Source organism: Geomicrobium sp. JCM 19055, assembly GCF_000698185.1.
GTDB classification, from domain to species: domain Bacteria; phylum Bacillota; class Bacilli; order Bacillales; family Marinococcaceae; genus Geomicrobium_A; species Geomicrobium_A sediminis.
The window spans coordinates 139876-158880 of record NZ_BAXL01000003.1 but is presented as its reverse complement, the minus strand read 5'-3'; the positions used below and the strand labels follow the sequence as shown (position 1 = coordinate 158880).

Below are 19005 nucleotides of genomic sequence, written 5' to 3'. Positions count from 1 at the left end.
TAGAAATTTTTGATCTTTTATATTTCGAATCTTCATTTTACGATACAATGACTTATAAAAGGAGTGAAGTGAATTGAACTTCAAACAACATATTGCAGAGAACAAAGATCACTACTTGAATGATTTATTTACATTGCTTCGTCAAAAAAAGTATTAGCGCACAAAATGATGGTGTCCGTGATTGTGCGGCACTTATCGTTGGCAAACTAAAAGAAGCAGGCATTACTCACGTTGAGATCATAGAAACCGAGGACCACCCTGTCGTTTATGCTGAACAACACGTCTCCGATAACGCACCAACGATGCTCATTTATGGTCACTACGATGTACAACCTCCAGATCCATTAGACGAATGGAAAAGCCCGCCGTTTGAACCGACCATTCGCGATGGCAAAATTTACGCACGTGGCGTTGGCGATAACAAAGGTCAAATGCTCGCACAAATTCTCGCTGCACAGACGTACATCGCTACAGCTGGGGAACTCCCTTTGAACGTTAAATTCGTTTTTGAAGGTGAAGAGGAAATCGGCAGTAAGAATTTACCAACCTTCGTTGAAACCCATAAAGAAAAGCTCGCTGCTGATTTTGTGTACACATCTGATGGTCCTATGCTATCAAGTGGCAACCCGTATGTATTACTCGGTACGAGGGGCATGCTCTACGTTGAATTAAAAGCAAAGGGATCCGATTTTGATAATCATTCTGGCAACAAAGGCAACATTGCTCAAAACCCCGCTTGGAAAATCATCGAGTTGCTTCAATCGATGCGAGACGACGAAGGCAACATTTTAATAGAAGGGTTTTATGATGACGTAGAAGCACCAACTGATCTTGAGCGTCAACTATTAGAACAACTCCCATTCAATATTGAAGAATTAAGAGAACAAGTTGGGGATCAAAGAATCGATCTATCAAAGGCTGAATACTACAAAAAAATTATGCTTTGAACCAACATTTAATATTGCCGGCTTTTCCAGTGGCTATAGCGGTGAAGGGGCCAAAACGATCATTCCAAGTGAAGCTACTGTCAAAATGGACATGCGCCTCGTGAACAATCAAGACCCTGATGAGATTTTTGAACGGTTCAAAGCGCATGTTTCTAAATTCGCACCAGACATTACTGTCACAAAAATCGGAGCGATGTCACCGTCACGAACGTCTGCGAATTACCAAATCGTCGAAACCGTTCGGGAGGCAACAGAACGTTCATTCGAACGAAAAACGTTTATTCAACCGAGTTTAGGAGGCAGTTTGCCTAATCACGTTTGGACAAACATTCTCGGTGTCCCTTCTGTAATCGTCCCGTATGCAAATGCCGATGAAGCCAACCATTCTCCAAATGAAAACCTCGTTGTGGACAACTTCTACAAAGGCATTCTTTGCACATGTGAAGTTATGAAAGCAGCCAGTCAGATGACAAAAGACGAACTGCTTCAAAAAAGAACGACACTTGCTTAAATGCAAAAGTGCCCACCTTGGAGTGGGCACTTTTCATTTAGTCATTCACCGATACGTTCCAGAAGATCGGACCGACAAGCTCGTCAAATCCTTCCACATTCTCATCCATTGAAGTAATCGTGTGGAATTTACCGATATTAATCATCGGTAAATCTTCATAAAACTGTTCTTGTAACTCCGCAAAGACTGCTCGTGCATCTTCTTGCGTTTCTTGTAACTTAATCTCATCTAACAAGCGATCCAATTCTTCACTTTGTGTCCAGCCCGCAAACTCTGCGCGTTTACTAAGCACTGGGAATTGATGAGGAATGGAACGTGTCGCAAAAGATGATACGAACATGTCATGAGCGCTAGGATCATAGATTTCTTCTTGCATTGCTGCCCAATCAATAATACTTAACTCGACATTCATCCCTAGTTTTTCGAGTTCTTGTTGAAGGACAATGGCCGCATTATAATGATGATCATAATCTCTTGTCGCCATAATCGTTACGAGCTCATTGTCGTATCCAGCCTCATCTAACAATTCTTTCGCTCGATCAACATTGTTTTGGAAATAGTTTTCTTTTCCTGCATCTGTATACCAATCGACTTGTTCCTCAAGCATCAAACCTGGATCCAACTTATAAAACTGATCACTCGTTACAGAGCCAGTCATGATGGCTTCGTTGTTAATCCCAACGTTAACCGCCTCTCGCGTGAGTGGTCCTCAAACACGCCCTCTAGCTCATTAAAGACAGCAACTTCTACTGCACTCGGTGTGATCATCGTTTCGATATTTGGATTGGAATCCATGAGATCAATATTGTCATAAGGTACAGCCATAATGACGTCATACTCACCCGTTTGAAGTCCAGATACTCGAGTAGATGCATCCGAAACAAAGTTAAAGTAGAGGTCTTCGTATTGTGGATTCTTCTCACCTACTAATCCACTCGAAGGTTCGTCACTTGCAACATAATCGTCAAAACGCGTGAGATGGATGTGTTGGTCTGTTGCCCATTCAACAAATTCAAACGGCCCTGTACCGATAATATCATTCGCTCCGGTCGGACCTGCTTCATCAACGACTTCTTTCGGCATAATCGCTGCAAATTGCCCAATCTCTGCAAGAACATGGAGGATCACTGAATTGCGCTCTGGTAATTCAATCACAAACGTATAGTCGTCTTCTATGATAAACTCCGCATCCGCCAAGTTCGAACGTCCGATTGAAGAGTACTCAGTCCACTTCTCCATCGATGCTTTCACATCTTCGGCAGTCATTTCTTCCCCGTTATGGAAGAGTACCCCTTCACGCAATTGAAACGTAATTGTTTTCCCATCTTCACTTTCTTCAAAAGACTCTGCCAACATTGGTGATACTTCATAATCGGCATTCACTGCGACGAGCGTTTCAAAGACGTTACGACTGACATCTCTTGTTGCTGTAGTAGGACTCATGTGCGGGTCCATCGTGTCAGGTTGTGCACTATAGCCAATTTGCAATTCCCCTGAAATCTCAGTTGCATCATTGTTGTCTTCACTAGCATCTGTTGTCGTCTCTGAACTGTCATCCCCACCGCAAGCAGCAAGCATGAACGGTACGATCCCAAGCGCTAGATACTTGTTGCGTAGCTTCATGATAATCCCCCATCTTCCCACGTTAAAGTTGTAACACTCTACTAGGTTAAAGTATGACTTTTATTATACAGAATTAGATTTAATTTTCAATCATTTATTTGGACAACTTTTAGTCTGCCAATTGCACGTTCCAAAGAATCGGTCCACTTAACATCTCGTACCCTTCTACACGGTCATTTGTCGCATCAATAGTGCTGTAATGACCGACGTTCATTACCGGCATATCCTCATACATGAATTGTTGAAGCTCAGCCAAAGTCTCAAGCGCCTCTTCTTGACTCTCGGCTTGATCAATTTGATTGAAGTACATGTCATAATTCTCATGATCCGTCCAACCTGGCCAATCACTATTAAAGAACGGATATTGGTGCGGAACGGCATAAATGAATGACGCCGTTACAAAAATATCAAACTCACTCGGGTCTTCTCTTAGACTAAGTAACGTTGCCCAGTCTACGACATTTAATGTGGCATTCAGCCAAGTTCTTGCAGTTGCTGATGTACGACGACCGACACACTGTAATGATGGTCGTAGTCTCTTGTCGTTAGAATAACAATCTCTTCACCGTTATAGCCTGCTTCGTCTAACAATTCTAGTGCGCGATCAGGATCATACTCATTAAAATGCTCTTCTCCTGCTCGCGTATGCCAATCTGCTTGATCAGGAATCATAAGCGCTGGTTCCATACTATAAAACTCTTCATAATTAAACGCAGCTTTCATCACCGGTTCTTTATCGATTGCCATATTAAACGCTTGTCTAGCTTTCGTATCTGAGAAAATGCCCTCTTTCTTATTAAACACGAGAAATTCCATGCCACTCGGCATCGTATGAACAATAAGCGAATCGTCATTTTCAAGCATTTCGTACGTGTCATACGGAACATAACTGATTAAATCGTACTCGCCCGTTTGAAGCCCGGCGACTTTCGTTTGTGAGTCAGGAACAAAATGGAAGAAAATCTCGTCTACATAGGCATTTTTCTGCCCAGCCATACCATCTGCTTCGTCTTCAACACCTGTATACTCCTCAAATCGAACGAGTTGTACATGTTGGTCTTGATGCCAGACTTCGAATTGATAAGGGCCCGTCCCTACATACTCTGTAATCCCTGTAATCGGAGCGTTACTCGCAATTTCTTCAGGCATAATCCCCGCTAACTGACTAATATCTGCGATTAAATGAAGCGCAGAGTTGTTACGCTCTTCCAAATGCAACTCCACCGTATAAGGATCAACGACTTCATATGCTGATTCTGGTAACACGTTTGCAATTTCATGCCAACGTTCCATCGAAGCCACCACATCTTCTGCTTTCATTTCCTCACCATCGTGGAACAGAACACCTTCTCGTAAGTTAAATGTAATCGTTTTGCCATCTTCACTTACATCGTAGCTTTCCGCTAACATCGGGACAACTTCATAATTGCTGTTTAAGGTCACAAGTGATTCATACATCGGTCGTACTAAGTCTCGCGTTGCACCAGCCGTTGTAAAGTGAGGATCGAGCACCTCCGGCTGTGTCCCGTATCCGTAATTAAACGTTCCTCCGACAACTTCTTCTGCTCCTTCAGCAGAACTTGCATCTTCACTTTCTGTTTCGTTCGAACAACTTGCTAACACCATTGGTACTGACATAAGAGCGAGTGACCATACCCATTTAGACTTTAACAAAACCCCTTACCTCCCTGATTTATATAATGAACGCCTAAAACTTCTCTTATTATTTAGACAACTCCAGTCATATTCCTTTATATTATGATCATGAAAATAAGGATGAAGGACTTTATTTTCTTAATAAAGTCATTTGAAAAAAGTAAGCTACTTCAAAGCTTGTCGTCTTCGAAGTAGCTTATAAACCATCATTAATCAATGAAAAGGTGAGCCATTACTCATCAAGCTGGACATTCCAAAGGATTGGGCCCATGAGTTGATCGTAATCTATGACGTGAGTTTTCACACCATCGATCGTATCGTAATGCCCAACATTGACAACAGGAACGTCTTCATAGAACAACTCTTGTAACTGCTCTGTAATTGCAAGGGCTTCATCTTGGTCATTCGCTTGATCGATCTGATCAAAGTACTCCTCGTAACCTGGGTTGTCCGTCCAGCCTGGCCAGCTCGAGTTCAAAAACGGATATTGATGAGGAACTGCATAGATAAACAATGACGTTACGAAAATCTCATACTGAGACGGGTCTTCCCTTAAACTAAGTAACGTCGCCCAATCGACAACATTCAACGTTGCATTCAAGCCCATCTCTTGCAATTGCTGATGCGTTACGACCGACACATTGTAGTGATGATCGTAGTCTCTTGAAGTCAAAATTCGAATCTCTTCACCGTCGTATCCTGCCTCCTCTAGCATTGAAAGGGCAAGGTCTGGATCATTAATTTCAAAATTCTCTTCGCCTGCTCGAGTATGCCAATCCGCTTGATCTTCAATCATCAATGCAGGCTCCATACTGTAAAAATCCTCATGGTTAAACGCCGCTTGCATAATCGGTTCTTTGTTCAAAGCTACGTTAATTGCTTGACGTGCAAGTGGATCTGAGAATAAGCCTTCTTTCTTGTTAAATACGAGAACTTCCATCCCACTTGGCATCGTACGTAAATCTACCGAATCATCATTCTCAAACATATCATAGTTGTCATATGGCAATCCGTTAATCAAGTCATACTCCCCAGTTTGTAAGCCCGCAACCCTCGTTTGTGAGTCCGGTACGAATTGGAAGTAAATCTCATCTAAGTACGCGTGTTTCGCGCCACCCATGCCATCCGTTTCTTCATCTACACCGGTGTACTCTTCAAAGCGAGTAAGGTGAACATGTTGATCTTGATTCCAATTAGAGAATTCATAAGGTCCTGTACCTACATACTCCGTAACCCCCGTTGCAGGAGCATCTACAGCGATTTCTTCTGGCATAACCGCTGCCATTTGGCTAATATCAGCTAGCAAATGAAGTGCCGTATTATTCGGCTCATCTAAATGCAACAGAACCGTATACGGGTCCATCGCTTCATAACTTGCATCGGGTAAAACATTTGCGATCTCTTACCAACGTTCCATCGAAGCAACCACATCCTCTGCAGTTAACTCTTCACCGTTATGAAACAAGACACCCTCTCGAAGAGAAAACGTGATTGTTTTACCGTCTTCACTCGTTTCATAGCTTTCTGCCAACATTGGAATGACTTCATAATTACTATTTAACGTAACCAATGATTCATAGATTGGTCGCACTAAATCTCTCGTTGCAGAAGCCGTCGTAAAATGAGGATCAAGAACTTCCGGCTGTGTACTATAACCAAAATTCAACGTCCCGCCACCACTTCCATTTGCACCTTCCACCGCACTCGATTCTTCCGTATTTGAATCTCCACACCCAGCTAATAATAATGAAAACGCGATTGCTCCAACTGTCATTTTGGTTTTACGTACACTCATTTATGATCCTCCTAACCTTTTGTTTTAATTTTCTTTTTGAATGTTCCAGAGCACGAATCCTTCGAGATAATCAAGCCCTTCAACATCGGTAGAATAACTAAGAAAACGTGTATAGTCGCCAACTTTGTAAACAGGTACCTCTTCCCAATACCACGCCAACAAATCATCATACGCATCGATACCATCTTCTACGGAAGCGGCATTTCGAAGTTCAAATAGCTCATCGGGAAGGGTTGTCCATCCAGGATAATTCGGATCAAAATAATAATTGGACGACGGTTCTGGTACAGAGACGTTCCCCATCACATAAATATCATACGCTGATTCATCTTGGTTCACTTCTAGTAACGTTGGCCAATCGTACACTTCAAGCTCAACGTTCATTCCTAGTTGTTGCATTTGTTCTTGTAATACGACTGCACCATTGTATTGATCTTCATAGTCTCTCGTCGTAATAATCGTAATCGGTTCACCGGCATAATCAATTGCATCTAAATAACCTTCCATCACACTCGGATCTTGTTGTTCATACACATCAAGACCTTCATCGCTATCCCAATTGCTCAATTGGTGGTACATCATAATGTTGTGATTTAAATCATAAAAATTATCGTTTGAGTACGCACCCGTCAAAATGGCTTCATTGTTCATCGATTTTACGAGGGATTGCCTCGCTTCTTGATCAACAAAAAATCCTTCTCGTTTGTTGAAGTGAACATTCAAAAACCCACCAGGGTAGTACAAGTTTTCAAGATTTGGATCTGCTTCCATTTGTTCAGCACTATCAAATGGAACAGAATGTGCAATGTCGTATTGACCCGTCTGAACGCCAGAAATTCTCGTCGTCGGATCCAATACGAACTCAAAATAGATGTCATCTACGTTTGATGACTTCTCGCCTGCTAATCCGTCGGTTGGAACGTCACTATTTACATAGTCTTCATATTTACTCAGATGAATGTGTTGGTCTGTTACCCATTCCTCGAATTGATAAGGACCAGTGCCAATGTAGTCATTAACCCCTTGTTCACTCGCTTCTTCAACGATTTCCTTTGGCATAATTCCTGGAAACCCAGTACTCGTAAATGCCATCAATGGCAACGCCGTTGCCAACGGTTCTTGCAAATGAAGGGTTACTTCATAGTCACCATCAATTTCCACGTGAGCATCTTCATGAAATTGATTACGACTCCCTGCAGCGCCGAGCCATTTGTTCATTGATGCCTCTACGTCTTCTGCTGTCATCGGTTTTCCATTATGGAAGACAACATCTTCACGTAAAACAAACTGAATCTCCGTACCATCCTCACTTTGTTCAAAAGATTCTGCCAACATCGGTTGTACGTTGTACTCCGAATCAATAGTAACGAGTGGCTCCATCACATGGCGCATCACATCTGAGACGGCAATGGCCAATTGTTCATGGGGATCAAGAATTGGAGGTTGAGCCGAGTACGCGACACGAAGTTCAGTTCTTTCCCCTGTGTCCGTTCCCTGAGCTGTCGGTTCTTCACTTGAATCACATGCGGTTACGACCAAAGCGCTAAGCAACGTTCCTGCAATCAATTTCTTGTGTATTCTCATCAGGTGATCCTCCTTTAAAAGCTATCGCTCTATAATATTTACAAAATTCTAAAATATAATCACGACTTTTGTCAGATTATCTGCCATTTTATTTAAAGAATAAGCCTATAGACCTGTTCGATCTATAGGCTTATCTTTCATTTCAAATAGTTTTCTGCAAGACTTACAAAAAGCGTTCCGATGTTGCCGAGCGCTCGTTCATCAAAGTTAAACCGCGGATGATGATGCGGGTATTGTGTATCCGGATCATCGGTCATCGCACCGACATGGATAAACGTTCCTGGAACATTTTCCAAATAATAAGCAAAGTCTTCTGCTCCCATCATCGGAGGACGTTCAATGACCGCCGCCTCGCCTACTTTGTCTTTCATGACTTCTTTCACGATTGTTGTTTCTTTCTCATGATTCACAACGGTCGGATACCCTTTCGTATAGGTGAGTGAACAAGTAACATCGCCGGTAAGTTCTATCCCCGACACGATCCGCTCAATGTCTAATTCAATTTGAGTTCTCGTCTCTTTATTAAACGTCCGTACGGTTCCTGCAACACTCGCAGTGTCAGGAATAACGTTGAATGCATTACCTGATTGGAACTTACATACGGAAACAACGGCTTGGTCAATTGGATCAACCCGACGAGAAACGATTCGTTGTAAATCATTGACGAGTGATGTTCCTGCAGTAATTGGATCAATTGTCGTATGTGGTTTCGCCCCGTGACCACCTTTGCCTTGAATCTCTACTGAAAATGCATCCGCCGCAGCCATGATTGCACCACTACGTACGTTGTACAGTCCAAGCTCTAGATCTGAAGACACGTGTGCACCGAAGATAACATCGACCCCATCAAGACATCCATCTTCAACCATTGCAATCGCGCCACCCGGCGTCAACTCTTCTGCATGTTGAAAAATAAAAACAACCTTGCCGTTTAGCTCTTCTTTCATTTCTGTCAGCAAATGTGCGGTACCTAATAGAGCAGCTGCATGACCATCGTGACCACACGCATGCATCACACCTGGATTCTCTGAAGCATACGCCACATTGTTCTCCTCTTGGATTGGCAACGCATCAAAATCTGCCCGAAAGGCAATCGTCGGTCCTTCCCCAGCACCTTGAAGTGTTGCAACGACGCCACGTCCCCCGACTTGTTCTCGTACGTCTAATCCTAAGTCTTTTAAAAGTGCCGCAATGTATTTCGGTGTTTCTACTTCTTGAAATGATAACTCTGGGTAGCGATGAAAATGTCGTCTCCACTCTACCATTTGTGTGAAAATTGCCTCATTTGTTAATGGATATGTAAGTGCCATCCCATTCCCCTCCTCATTAATCAAACTAAAAAACGTTCACTTTAACTATATCCCATCTTACACAATTTTTTTCACTACTTTGTTAATTTTTCTAACAAAACTATTGAATTTTCTATCAATTACGGTACACTAAACGATAATACATAGAACAACCGTTCTGCAAATACACCTTTGGGAGGAATACATGTGAAGAAATGGTTGCCTTTAAGTCTAATATCAGTAGGTCTTTTAGTTGCCTGTAATAATGATAGCGGTAGTGACACAACAGAAAGCACAGATGCATCACCCACAACGGATGCCATTGCTGAGGAGTTACGAGTTGGCTACCCCGCTCAACCAGAATCACTCGATCCTTACATAACAACAGCCGTTGCGACTCGCGACATTACCCGTCACTTTTATGAAGCACTCGTAACGATTAATGAAGATTTTGAAGTCGTGCCGATGCTAGCAGAATCAATTGAAGAAAGTGACGACGGCAAGACGATTACGTTTAACTTGCGACAAGGTGTGCTTTTTCATAATGGTAAGGAAATGATCGCAGAAGATGTCGTCGCTTCCATGGAACGTTGGAAAGAGACAACAACCCAAGGTCGTTCTAATCTTGAACATGCATCGTTTGTCGAGGTGGATGATTATACCGTTGAACTTCAATTAGATGAGCCGTCTTCCATTATCCTAAACGTATTAGCTGAAGTTGTTCAAATTGCAGCCATAATGCCAAAGGAAATCGTTGATGAGGCTGATGGAACAGGCGTTAAGGAGTATGTCGGGACTGGCCCATTTGAATTCGTTGATTGGCAAACAGACCAGCACATTCACATGCAGCGCTTTGAAGATTACGTGCCATCTGACGAAGAAGCAAGCGGACTCTCTGGACATAAAGAAGCGTTAATTGAGAACTTATACTTTGAGTTTGTCACTGACTCATCGACACGCATCGCTGGCTTACAAACTGGTGAATATGACGTTATTGTTAATGTGCCTCTCGACAATGCCGAGCAACTTGAAGCACAACCAGACGTCGAACTTGTCACAGCACTCGGTTCCTTACAAACTGGGATTTTTAATGAAGAAGAAGGTGTGTTTACCGACCCTCTCATGAGGCAAGCCGTCAATACCGCGATCGACAATCGAGCCATCATGCTCGGTGCTTACGTATCAGAGGAATTCTTTACATTAGGCGCAGGAATCATGTTCGAAGACCAAGTGGATTGGCATTCACTAGCTGGTGAAGAATACTACTTCCAGAACGATCCAGACCAAGCACTAGAAATGTTAGATGAAGCTGGTTATGACGGAGAAGAAGTTGTGATCCTAGTTGCAAGAGATTATGACGCACTCTACAACACAGCTGTCGTGTTGCATCAGCAATTAGAAGAACTCGGAATGAATGCTGTCTTAGAAGTTACCGATTGGCCGACGTATTTGGAACTCTCAGATGACCCTAGTAACTTTGATATTGCGATTACTAGTTTCTCAACGAGACTCATTCCACACCAATACCCGACATTAAGTAAACGCGCAGCCTACGTCGGTTGGACAAAGAGCGAAGAGTTAGACCGCCTCCTTGATGAGATCAAAGAGCAGCCTACACAAGAAGAAGCATTTGAAGTCTTCGAAGAACTACAAGTCCAGTTCTACGAAGACATGCCAATGTTAAACATCGGTAAGTCTTCCGGCTTAACAGGCGTTCGTAGCAATGTCCATAACTACGAAGACTTGATCGGCCCAATTCTTTGGAATACGACGATAGAATAAGTAGTTTGAAGCTAAGCCCAAGGCGTAAGTCATAAACTCTACATGAGGAATGACTCTCACCTTGGGTATTTTGCTGTTTAGCTATAATGAATTGGTTCATTTCCCTCTCTAAAACTCTTCTCTCATTCTTAATTATTGATAAATGAAGGTAAAAACGTAGACATGCCTGGTGTGAACGTAATAACAAGAAGCGCAAAGATAAGCACAAAAACAAACGGAAGAGCCGCTCGCACAACGGTTGTTAACGGGAGCTTACTAATTCCTGATGCCACGAATAGATTCAAGCCAAATGGCGGCGTCAACATTCCAATTGCTAGATTAACAATCATTACAATCCCGAGGTGGATCGGACTCATCCCAAAAGCCATAACAACTGGCAAGAAGATCGGTGTTAGTATGAGGACCGCTGCGCTTGTATCCATAAACATACCAACAATTAACAAGATAAGCGTTATGAGTAACATAATAATAATCGGATTTGTCGAATACGAAAGGATTTGACTAGCTACATTGCTTGGGATTTGCTCTATAGTTAGATACCAACTAAATATTTGAGCAGCAGCAATCACTAACATGACCATCGAAGAAATTACTACTGAACGCTTTGCCACTTCAAAAAGCTTAGTTATATTTATCTCCTTATAAACGAACATTCCGATAATCAAGCTGTATATAATAGCTACCGCAGCAGCTTCTGTCGGGGTAAAAACTCCAAAATATATCCCACCTAAAACAATCACTGGCATAATAATACCCCATACTGCATCAATCGTAGCGTGTAGTATTTCTTTCAGTGAGCTTCTTTCTCCAGGTTGATGCCCCTGTACACGGGCTATAATATAACTAACGATGATTAAGACAACGCCAATAAATATTCCTGGTATGATACCTGCAATAAATAATTCACTAATTGATACACCCGCTGTTACTCCATAAACAAGCAGAGTAATACTAGGTGGATGATAATCCCCAGTGAACCAGCTGCACACATTAAGCCAACTGCAAATTTTGCACTATAATTTGCCTCTCTTAAGGACGGGATCATCACACCACCAACAGCGGCAACAGTCGCTGGGCTAGAACCTGATAGAGATGCAAAAAAACATTGACGATAAGACACCCGCGATTGGCAAGCCTCCAGTTGTCCACCCAATAATTTTCTTTGCCATTTCAACCAACCTTCTTGATGTACCGCCGGCTAGCATTAAATCACCAGCAAAGATAAAAAAACGGAATCGCCATTAATGTGAAAGAGTCAATTCCAGCAAACATAGAACGGGTTGCATTATCAAGTGAATGACCTGAGTCCAAAAGAGCATAAATACTACTCAGACCTAGAGCTGCTGCTAAAGGGGTACTCGTTAACATGAGTACGATAAAGAGCAGTATTGCTATCATTGGGTGCCCTCCTCTTCTTGAGTAAAATCACCCTTTATGTCTTCAAAGATCACTTGTATAAACCTGTACATCATTAACGCTGCTCCAATTGGCAAAGCAAGATAAGGAATGTACATCGGAATCCCTAATGCAGGTGTGATATTGGTAAATGAGACGACTGTTTGAATGGTTTGTATTCCCGAAACAATGATAAAGCCACAAAACACTATACCTAATGCTGAAGCTAATATTGATAAAGCTTTCTTATAATAAGGTGGAACATGTGCAATGAGCACATCCACCTTTGCATGTGCACGTTCTCTTACAGCGATACTACTTCCAATGAATATAAACCAAATAATTAAATAGCGTGCGAGTTCACCAGACCACGGAATTGATGTGCCAAAAAAATACCTCATGATCACATTTATAAATATTAAAACTGATGCAAACAGTAGCGAAAGTACGCTAAAATACTCTTCAATATGATTAAGAGATTGATTAAATCGTTTCAACCATTCACACCCCCTAATGTTAAAGACTTGAGGAACACTTTCCATGGAATCCACTAAGTCCTCTAGTTTTCTATTAAATCTATAATTTCATCCCCACCTTCAATACTATCTCGATACTGATCATAAATACTTAAACCCGCATCCCGAAATGCTTCTCGTTCTTCATCAGATAGGGTATGAATTTCGATTGAGGATTCTTCAAGAGTTTGCATATACTCTTGTTCAGATTCTTCAGATATATCCCATTGCCATTCACTCGTCTCATCAGCTACTGATACAACAATTTCCTGCAAATCAGTTGGTAGCTCTTGAAAGAATGTTTCACTAATTAATAGTGGATATCCCATATAACCATGATACTATATGTGATATAACTCTGTGCCTCATATAGATTTTGTGAAACAATATTCGATAGTGGATTTTCTTGTCCATCTACTGTTCCTTGTTCCAAGGAAGTGTACAACTCTGAGAAATCAACAGACTCCCCATTTGCACCCCAGGCTCTGAATTGTGAAATTAAAAGTGGGCTTTGAGATGCTCGCATTGTCAGACCTTGCATATCTTCAAGACTCTCTATTGGACGAACAGAGTTCGTTAGCTGTTTAAAGCCCCCATCCCAAAAACCGAGCGTGCGTAATCCTTGCTCTAATAAATATTCATTCAAAACTTCACCTAATTCACCATTAGAGAGCTCAAAAGCATGGTCCCTATCTTCAAATAAATAAGGTAAGTCATACACCTGGAATTGAGGGACAAACGAAGGTAACACACCAGTGAACGGTGCATTCATTTCAATCGTTCCAGTTTGCATCTGTTCTGTAATCTCTCGGTCACTTCCTAACTGAGAATCAGGATAAACGTTTACCTCAATACGTCCCTCAGTTTCCTCTTCTAATCGATCTGCGAAATACTCAGCTGCTTGACCTTTTGCAGTTGAGGGATTAACAACGTGGGCAAATTGAATTGTATATTCGCTATTGCTAGTATCCACTTCAGATGTTTCTACGTTTTCTTCGTTGTTGTCAGTCTCCTCAGGAACAACTACTTCTTCACTTGCAATCCCACATCCACTTATAAACAGTAACGCTATAACCCAACTCCGATTAAGAAAAGATATTTTCACTAGTACTCCTCCTAAAATTTGTTATAAAGCGTTTACAATAGTGAAAAAGCGAAGCCATCGCTTCGCTTTTTCTACACATGAGAGCGATAACTGGCCTTCATCTTCTGAAGCGTTTCTTCTCCTGGTAAATCCCAAATCGATTGGTTCATAATTTCAACTTCGATAGGTCCGTCATAGCCTTGATGGTCCACAGCTTTTCGTATTCTAGGAATGTCGATGATACCCTCACCCATAAACGAACGAGCTTTAAACAGATCATGAATGGGTACCTTCCAATCAGAAACATGGAACCCTAAAATACTACCTCGAGCGTCCTCAATATGTTTGTATAATAATGGATCCCACCAAACATGAAAAACATCCACAATGACCCCTACTTGTTTTGAAGCAATTGCTCGTTGCATTTCATTAGCTTCTCCTAGAGTTACAATTACCGAACGATCGGCTGCATACATTGGATGTAATGGCTCAATTCCTAACTTCACACCTTGATCCTCTGCAAAAGGGACAATCGCTTCTATGCCTTCTTGTACCCAACGTCTACTAGTCTGTAAATCTTTATCTGGCGAAGGACCACAGACCAGGACTAGAACTTCAGCTCCTAACTCAGCCGCTTCTTCAATCGCACGTTTATTATCATCAATTCGCTCTTGACGAATTAAATCTGTCGCAGCAGGAAACATTCCTCCCCTACATAAACTAGATACTTTTAAATTATAGTTTTTAATCGTTTGCTTCGCTTCTTTTAATCCAATTTCATGAACTTTATGGCGCCATATGCCTATCCATTCAATTCCTTGTTCAGCACAACCAGCAGCGGCTTCTTTTAAATTCCAGTTCTCTGTTGTAATTTGATTAAGGCTCAATCGATGATCAGCAACCTTCTCATTCATATCGTCACCTCCGCTTGAGCTATCCCTGATAAAGTTAGCCAGTTTTTCATCCGTTGTACCGCAAGCTGTGGATCGTGCAAAACATTCCCTTCGTCAGCTAATTTGAATAATTCAGTAAAGTGAATGGTCGAACGAGCACTCTCCGAGCCTGCGATCATACGAAAGTGATTTTGATGACCATTTAAATAAGCGAGAAACACAATTCCTGTTTTATAGGAAAATGTCGGCTTTTGAAAAATATGTCTCGCCAAGGGTACGGTCTTATCTAATGTATTTCGAAAAGCAGCGTGATCCCCAAGGTCAAGGTCTTGTAAAGCCGATGCTGCTGCAGGAGCTATTGCGTCAAAAATCCCTAACAGTGCATCACTATAACCAAATTCATCACCTTCAATTAATGACGGATAGTTAAAGTCATCTCCGGTATACATCCGTACACTCTCTGGCAATAATCTTCTCATTCGAATTTCTTTATCCGCATCGAGAAGTGAAATTTTGATACCATCAATTTTGCTTTCATTTTCCCGAATAATAGTAAGGCAGTGATCCATCGCTTGATCGATATCATTACTTCCCCAATATCCTTGTAGATTAGGATCAAACATATCCCCTAGCCAATGTAAAATGACAGGTTCTGACACTTGTGCCAATATCCGATTATAAACCTTCACGTAATCATCAGGTGAGGTAGCACACTTTGCCAATGCCCGGCTTGCCATTACAATGATCTTTCCTCCTACTTTCTCAATATGAGAACATTGCATTTCATAGGCTTCGATCACATCGTCAATCTTAACCGTCTCGGAAGGTTCTAAATGATCAGTTCCTGCCCCACAAGCAATTAATCCATTGCACGCTTTTGCTTCACTTACAGATCGACTAATTAACTCTTTTGCTTGTGGCCAATGTAAACCCATGCCTCTTTGTGACGTGTCCATTGCTTCCGCTACTGCCAACCCCATATCCCATAAATAATGACGATATTTTAACGTAGCATCCCAATCGATTGAAGGTGAAAGAATGGGGTCTTTGTTACGTAGAGGGTCCGCAACAACATGAACTGCTGAAAAGGCCACTCTTGACTTGAAACTATCTTGTTTTGGTAACACAATTGATTCTTTATTCTTTACTGTATAGTTCGCCAAGGTTCGATCTGCTTGTGGTAATGTAAGTGATAAGGTCATAACCTCAAACCTCCTATTGCTTTAATGATGGGACTTCTAACCAACTACGTTCTTTTGCAGATTGCAAAGCAATTTCTGCTAGTTGTGTCCCTTTAGCGCCTTCTAACAGATCCCACGGAAACGGACTGTCCTCGTGCACATGTTTCAAGAATTGTTCCCACTGGACTTTAAATGCATTGTCGAATAATTGATTTTCAGGGACAGTTTCCCATTGGTTAGTAAAATCAAAAGGGTTCTCTAGATCTGGGTTCCAAACAGGTTTTGGTGTATTCACGCGATGTTGAGTTTTACAATCTCGTAAGCCTGCCACCGCACTTCCTAACGTACCGTCTACTTGAATCGTTAAGAGGTCATCACGATTAACTCGCACTGCCCACGATGAATTGATTTGCACCAAAACACCTCCCTCTAATTCTAGCGTTGCGTAAGCTGCATCGTCTGCTGTAGCTTCATAAACGTTACCTAATTCATCAACTCTTGATGGAATATGAGTTTTAACTAAACAAGATAGCGCTTTCACATCTCCGAATAGATGATCAAGTACGTAGCGCCAATGGGGAAACATATCGACAACAATCCCTCCCCCTTCTTCATGTTTATAATTCCATGACGGACGTTGTCCTTCTTGCCAGTCACCCTCAAATACCCAATAACCAAATTCCATCCGCACAGATAAAATCTCTCCAAAGTACCCTGAGTCAATGAGATGCTTCAGCTTCATCACACCTGGTAAAAATAATTTATCTTGAACAACACCATTCTTGACACCAGCTTCTTCGGCTAGTTTTGCTAGCTCCAATGAACCTGCCAAACTTGTATCTGTAGGTTTTTCACAATAAATATGCTTACCTGCATTTATTGCTTTTTTTTATACCGGACGCTCTTCGTGAAGTGGTTTGAGAATCAAAATAAATTTGATATTTTTCATTAGAAAGTGCTTCCTCCAAACTTGTCGTCCAATTGTTAATCTTATACTTTTCACCTAAATCTCTTAACTTCTCTTCATTTCGACCAACTAATAATGGAACCGGCATAATAACGTCTCCATTATCTAGTGGTACGCCACCTTCATCAATAATTTGTAAAACAGACCTAACTAAATGTTGTCTCGTTCCCATTCTCCCTGTTACACCGTTCATAATAATTCCATATTCATGTACAGTCATCGATATAGCCTCCTCACCTTTTAACTTAGTTTATAGAGCACTCGTCTCATGTCTTATTATATTCGGAAGGAATTTCTCAATTTCGGAACTAATATTTCGCTCATGACAGTACATAAAGCATCTAGTAGTCATTACGATTAGTACACCTTTACTTACGTGTCCTACGATAAACATTAGGGGAAACACCAACATAGTTTTTAAAAATTCTGTAAAATGTTGACAGTGATTCAAAACCTGCTTCAAAACAAATCGATACAATATCGTTATCTGTCTCCAAAAGTAATTGTTTTACTAATCCAATTCTAACTTCAGTGAGATATTGCATCGGAGTACAATGAAAGTGTTCATTAAAAATCTGTTGAATGTAACGTTTGCTCATGTTCATCTTCTTTGACAAATCATCTGCACTTTCAATTTCAAAGTAACGCCGCTCTATAAAATCTTTTAACCTCTCCACTCTGAGCACATTTTGATCTACAACATAACTTTCTCTCTTTGAACGTATTAAGATTGCTATCATTTCTGCGATGTGTATTCTAATAACAAAATGACTGATATGATCTGCGTTTGATTGTTCATATAACATCTTTCTCAACAATTGCCGAAATTCACTTCCATCAAATGTATTTAATTTTCTTAGCTTAGATTGTTCAAATGCCTCTGCCAACATATGATTTTGTATATCTTCGCTTACAACCCCAGCATCAAACTCCAATACTAGAACGGTCATTTTTGTCTTTGCTAAAATTGAATGAATTGTTAAAGGGGCAATAACCAAAAGGATATCTGGCTCAAGTTCATAATGTTTGCCATCTAAATAACACATCCCACACCCCTTAAGAACATAGAGAATTTGGTAGGTAGTATGCGAATGTTTCTTAATTTCATCTCGCTCTTTATGATTACTTTCGTATAGTTTGAAGAATGGTAAACTTTTTTTCTCCAACGGATGTATGCTGATTTTTTTTGATCATAGTTACTAGACATGTTTTTCGCTCCTAACGGACTGAAATTTATCATATACACTTACATACACTTACACTCAAAAACATCATAATACTAACGACTTGCTTTCAATGTACAACCATATAGGCTATTTGCACTTATAAATAGTTTTTTTTAACATTACTGTTATTTTATCTTTCAAAGCTCTATACATGACGTTTCTATTTTCATATACTAAGTCTAAGTTTTATTTTCAGTAAATTCAAACTAATAAGGAGGGGTTGTTGTGAAGAAATTGGGTCTACTTGGTTTTGCGGGTTTTCTTTTACTTACTGGATGTAATAGCGATGAACAAATGGAGGACACAGAAACAACGAGTAGTGCTTCTGCAGCAATTACAGAAGAGTTAACCGTCGGTTACCCTGCGCAGCCAGAGTCACTAGACCCATACATATCCACTGCGGTTGCCACGAGGGACATTACTCGTCATTTTTTCGAAACGCTTGTGACGGTTAATGAAATTTCGAAATTGTACCAATGCTTGCTGAATCAATTGATGAAAGTGAAGATGGTACGGTCATTACTTTCAATTTAAGACAAGGTGTGTTTTTTTCATAA

General features: G+C 41.1%; 18 protein-coding genes and 3 pseudogenes. 4 read left to right on the top strand and 17 right to left on the bottom strand.

Annotated elements, in window-relative coordinates:
- Positions 1–119: 119 nt before the first annotated feature.
- Entirely contained in the window at positions 120–947 is an 828-nt protein-coding gene (locus tag JCM19055_RS28475; RefSeq protein ID WP_265181799.1) for a M20/M25/M40 family metallo-hydrolase, read from the top strand.
- The gene (locus JCM19055_RS28470; RefSeq protein ID WP_265181798.1) at positions 889–1458 is read left to right on the top strand and encodes a M20/M25/M40 family metallo-hydrolase; all 570 of its coding nucleotides are present in this window, start codon (positions 889–891) and stop codon (positions 1456–1458) included. Before JCM19055_RS28475 ends, JCM19055_RS28470 begins: the two co-directional genes overlap by 59 nt.
- Positions 1459–1495: 37 nt before the next feature.
- On the opposite strand, the gene JCM19055_RS22735 is transcribed toward JCM19055_RS28470, so the two are convergent.
- The 7 genes and pseudogenes from JCM19055_RS22735 to JCM19055_RS04345 form a co-directional block, all read right to left on the bottom strand.
- Positions 1496–2116 (bottom strand): ABC transporter substrate-binding protein, encoded by a 621-nt coding sequence (locus JCM19055_RS22735; protein WP_052365916.1) that lies wholly within the window; start codon positions 2114–2116, stop codon positions 1496–1498.
- Entirely contained in the window at positions 2113–3081 is a 969-nt protein-coding gene (locus JCM19055_RS22730) for an ABC transporter substrate-binding protein (protein ID WP_052365915.1), read from the bottom strand. Before JCM19055_RS22730 ends, JCM19055_RS22735 begins: the two co-directional genes overlap by 4 nt.
- Positions 3082–3190: 109 nt before the next feature.
- Positions 3191–3391, bottom strand: coding sequence for a hypothetical protein (locus JCM19055_RS22725; RefSeq protein ID WP_052361455.1), 201 nt, complete (start codon positions 3389–3391; stop codon positions 3191–3193).
- 164 nt (positions 3392–3555) lie between these two features.
- Entirely contained in the window at positions 3556–4755 is a 1200-nt protein-coding gene (locus JCM19055_RS04360) for an ABC transporter substrate-binding protein (protein ID WP_052365914.1), read from the bottom strand.
- 214 nt (positions 4756–4969) lie between these two features.
- Positions 4970–6271: pseudogene (locus tag JCM19055_RS04355) on the bottom strand (ABC transporter substrate-binding protein).
- A 285-nt stretch (positions 6272–6556) separates the two neighbouring features.
- Positions 6557–8116: an ABC transporter substrate-binding protein gene (locus tag JCM19055_RS04350; RefSeq protein ID WP_042358698.1), complete on the bottom strand. Its 1560-nt coding sequence runs from the start codon at positions 8114–8116 to the stop codon at positions 6557–6559.
- A 137-nt stretch (positions 8117–8253) separates the two neighbouring features.
- Positions 8254–9426, bottom strand: coding sequence for a M20 family metallopeptidase (locus JCM19055_RS04345; protein ID WP_042358696.1), 1173 nt, complete (start codon positions 9424–9426; stop codon positions 8254–8256).
- Positions 9427–9612: 186 nt separating this feature from the next.
- Between JCM19055_RS04345 and JCM19055_RS04340 the strand changes: the two genes are divergently transcribed.
- Complete coding sequence (locus JCM19055_RS04340) at positions 9613–11187, top strand: ABC transporter substrate-binding protein (protein WP_052365911.1); 1575 nt, start codon at positions 9613–9615, stop codon at positions 11185–11187.
- 128 nt (positions 11188–11315) lie between these two features.
- Here JCM19055_RS04340 and JCM19055_RS04335 read toward each other — a convergent pair.
- The 10 genes and pseudogenes from JCM19055_RS04335 to JCM19055_RS04305 all read right to left on the bottom strand — a co-directional run bounded on the left by JCM19055_RS04335 (position 11316) and on the right by JCM19055_RS04305 (position 18388).
- Positions 11316–12232, bottom strand: a pseudogene (locus tag JCM19055_RS04335) (TRAP transporter large permease).
- A gap of 31 nt (positions 12233–12263) precedes the next feature.
- Entirely contained in the window at positions 12264–12392 is a 129-nt protein-coding gene (locus JCM19055_RS31240) for a TRAP transporter large permease subunit (RefSeq protein WP_370542985.1), read from the bottom strand.
- A gap of 4 nt (positions 12393–12396) precedes the next feature.
- Positions 12397–12585: a TRAP transporter large permease subunit gene (locus JCM19055_RS31235; RefSeq protein ID WP_370542984.1), complete on the bottom strand. Its 189-nt coding sequence runs from the start codon at positions 12583–12585 to the stop codon at positions 12397–12399.
- Complete coding sequence (locus JCM19055_RS04330; RefSeq protein WP_042358694.1) at positions 12582–13079, bottom strand: TRAP transporter small permease; 498 nt, start codon at positions 13077–13079, stop codon at positions 12582–12584. Before JCM19055_RS04330 ends, JCM19055_RS31235 begins: the two co-directional genes overlap by 4 nt.
- A gap of 62 nt (positions 13080–13141) precedes the next feature.
- Positions 13142–13426, bottom strand: coding sequence for a TRAP transporter substrate-binding protein (locus JCM19055_RS28465; protein WP_265181797.1), 285 nt, complete (start codon positions 13424–13426; stop codon positions 13142–13144).
- Positions 13408–14202, bottom strand: a complete 795-nt coding sequence (locus tag JCM19055_RS04325; protein WP_265181796.1) for a TRAP transporter substrate-binding protein — start codon at positions 14200–14202, stop codon at positions 13408–13410. Before JCM19055_RS04325 ends, JCM19055_RS28465 begins: the two co-directional genes overlap by 19 nt.
- Positions 14203–14273: 71 nt before the next feature.
- Positions 14274–15095 carry a sugar phosphate isomerase/epimerase gene (locus tag JCM19055_RS04320; protein ID WP_042358693.1) on the bottom strand — a complete coding sequence of 274 codons (822 nt, stop codon included), beginning with the start codon at positions 15093–15095 and terminating at the stop codon, positions 14274–14276.
- Entirely contained in the window at positions 15092–16276 is a 1185-nt protein-coding gene (locus JCM19055_RS04315) for a dihydrodipicolinate synthase family protein (protein ID WP_042358692.1), read from the bottom strand. Before JCM19055_RS04315 ends, JCM19055_RS04320 begins: the two co-directional genes overlap by 4 nt.
- 13 nt (positions 16277–16289) lie before the next feature.
- Positions 16290–17442 (bottom strand): annotated as a pseudogene (locus JCM19055_RS04310) (Gfo/Idh/MocA family protein).
- Between the two features lie 148 nt (positions 17443–17590).
- Entirely contained in the window at positions 17591–18388 is a 798-nt protein-coding gene (locus JCM19055_RS04305) for an AraC family transcriptional regulator (protein ID WP_265181795.1), read from the bottom strand.
- A gap of 536 nt (positions 18389–18924) precedes the next feature.
- Between JCM19055_RS04305 and JCM19055_RS31230 the strand changes: the two genes are divergently transcribed.
- The gene (locus JCM19055_RS31230) at positions 18925–19005 is read left to right on the top strand and encodes a hypothetical protein (RefSeq protein WP_152549755.1); all 81 of its coding nucleotides are present in this window, start codon (positions 18925–18927) and stop codon (positions 19003–19005) included.

Excerpts from the sequence above, each read along its gene's own strand:
- JCM19055_RS28475 (WP_265181799.1), top strand. The coding sequence starts at position 120 with ATGATTTATTTACATTGCTTCGTCAAAAAAAGTATTAGCGCACAAAAT.
- JCM19055_RS22735 (WP_052365916.1), bottom strand. The coding sequence starts at position 2,116 with ATGACTGGCTCTGTAACGAGTGATCAGTTTTATAAGTTGGATCCAGGT.
- JCM19055_RS22730 (WP_052365915.1), bottom strand. The coding sequence starts at position 3,081 with ATGAAGCTACGCAACAAGTATCTAGCGCTTGGGATCGTACCGTTCATG.
- JCM19055_RS22725 (WP_052361455.1), bottom strand. The coding sequence starts at position 3,391 with ATGTACTTCAATCAAATTGATCAAGCCGAGAGTCAAGAAGAGGCGCTT.
- JCM19055_RS04350 (WP_042358698.1), bottom strand. The coding sequence starts at position 8,116 with ATGAGAATACACAAGAAATTGATTGCAGGAACGTTGCTTAGCGCTTTG.
- JCM19055_RS04345 (WP_042358696.1), bottom strand. The coding sequence starts at position 9,426 with ATGGCACTTACATATCCATTAACAAATGAGGCAATTTTCACACAAATG.
- JCM19055_RS31240 (WP_370542985.1), bottom strand. The coding sequence starts at position 12,392 with ATGCTAGCCGGCGGTACATCAAGAAGGTTGGTTGAAATGGCAAAGAAA.
- JCM19055_RS31235 (WP_370542984.1), bottom strand. The coding sequence starts at position 12,585 with ATGATAGCAATACTGCTCTTTATCGTACTCATGTTAACGAGTACCCCT.
- JCM19055_RS28465 (WP_265181797.1), bottom strand. The coding sequence starts at position 13,426 with ATGGGATATCCACTATTAATTAGTGAAACATTCTTTCAAGAGCTACCA.
- JCM19055_RS04320 (WP_042358693.1), bottom strand. The coding sequence starts at position 15,095 with ATGAATGAGAAGGTTGCTGATCATCGATTGAGCCTTAATCAAATTACA.
- JCM19055_RS04315 (WP_042358692.1), bottom strand. The coding sequence starts at position 16,276 with ATGACCTTATCACTTACATTACCACAAGCAGATCGAACCTTGGCGAAC.
- JCM19055_RS31230 (WP_152549755.1), top strand. The coding sequence starts at position 18,925 with ATGCTTGCTGAATCAATTGATGAAAGTGAAGATGGTACGGTCATTACT.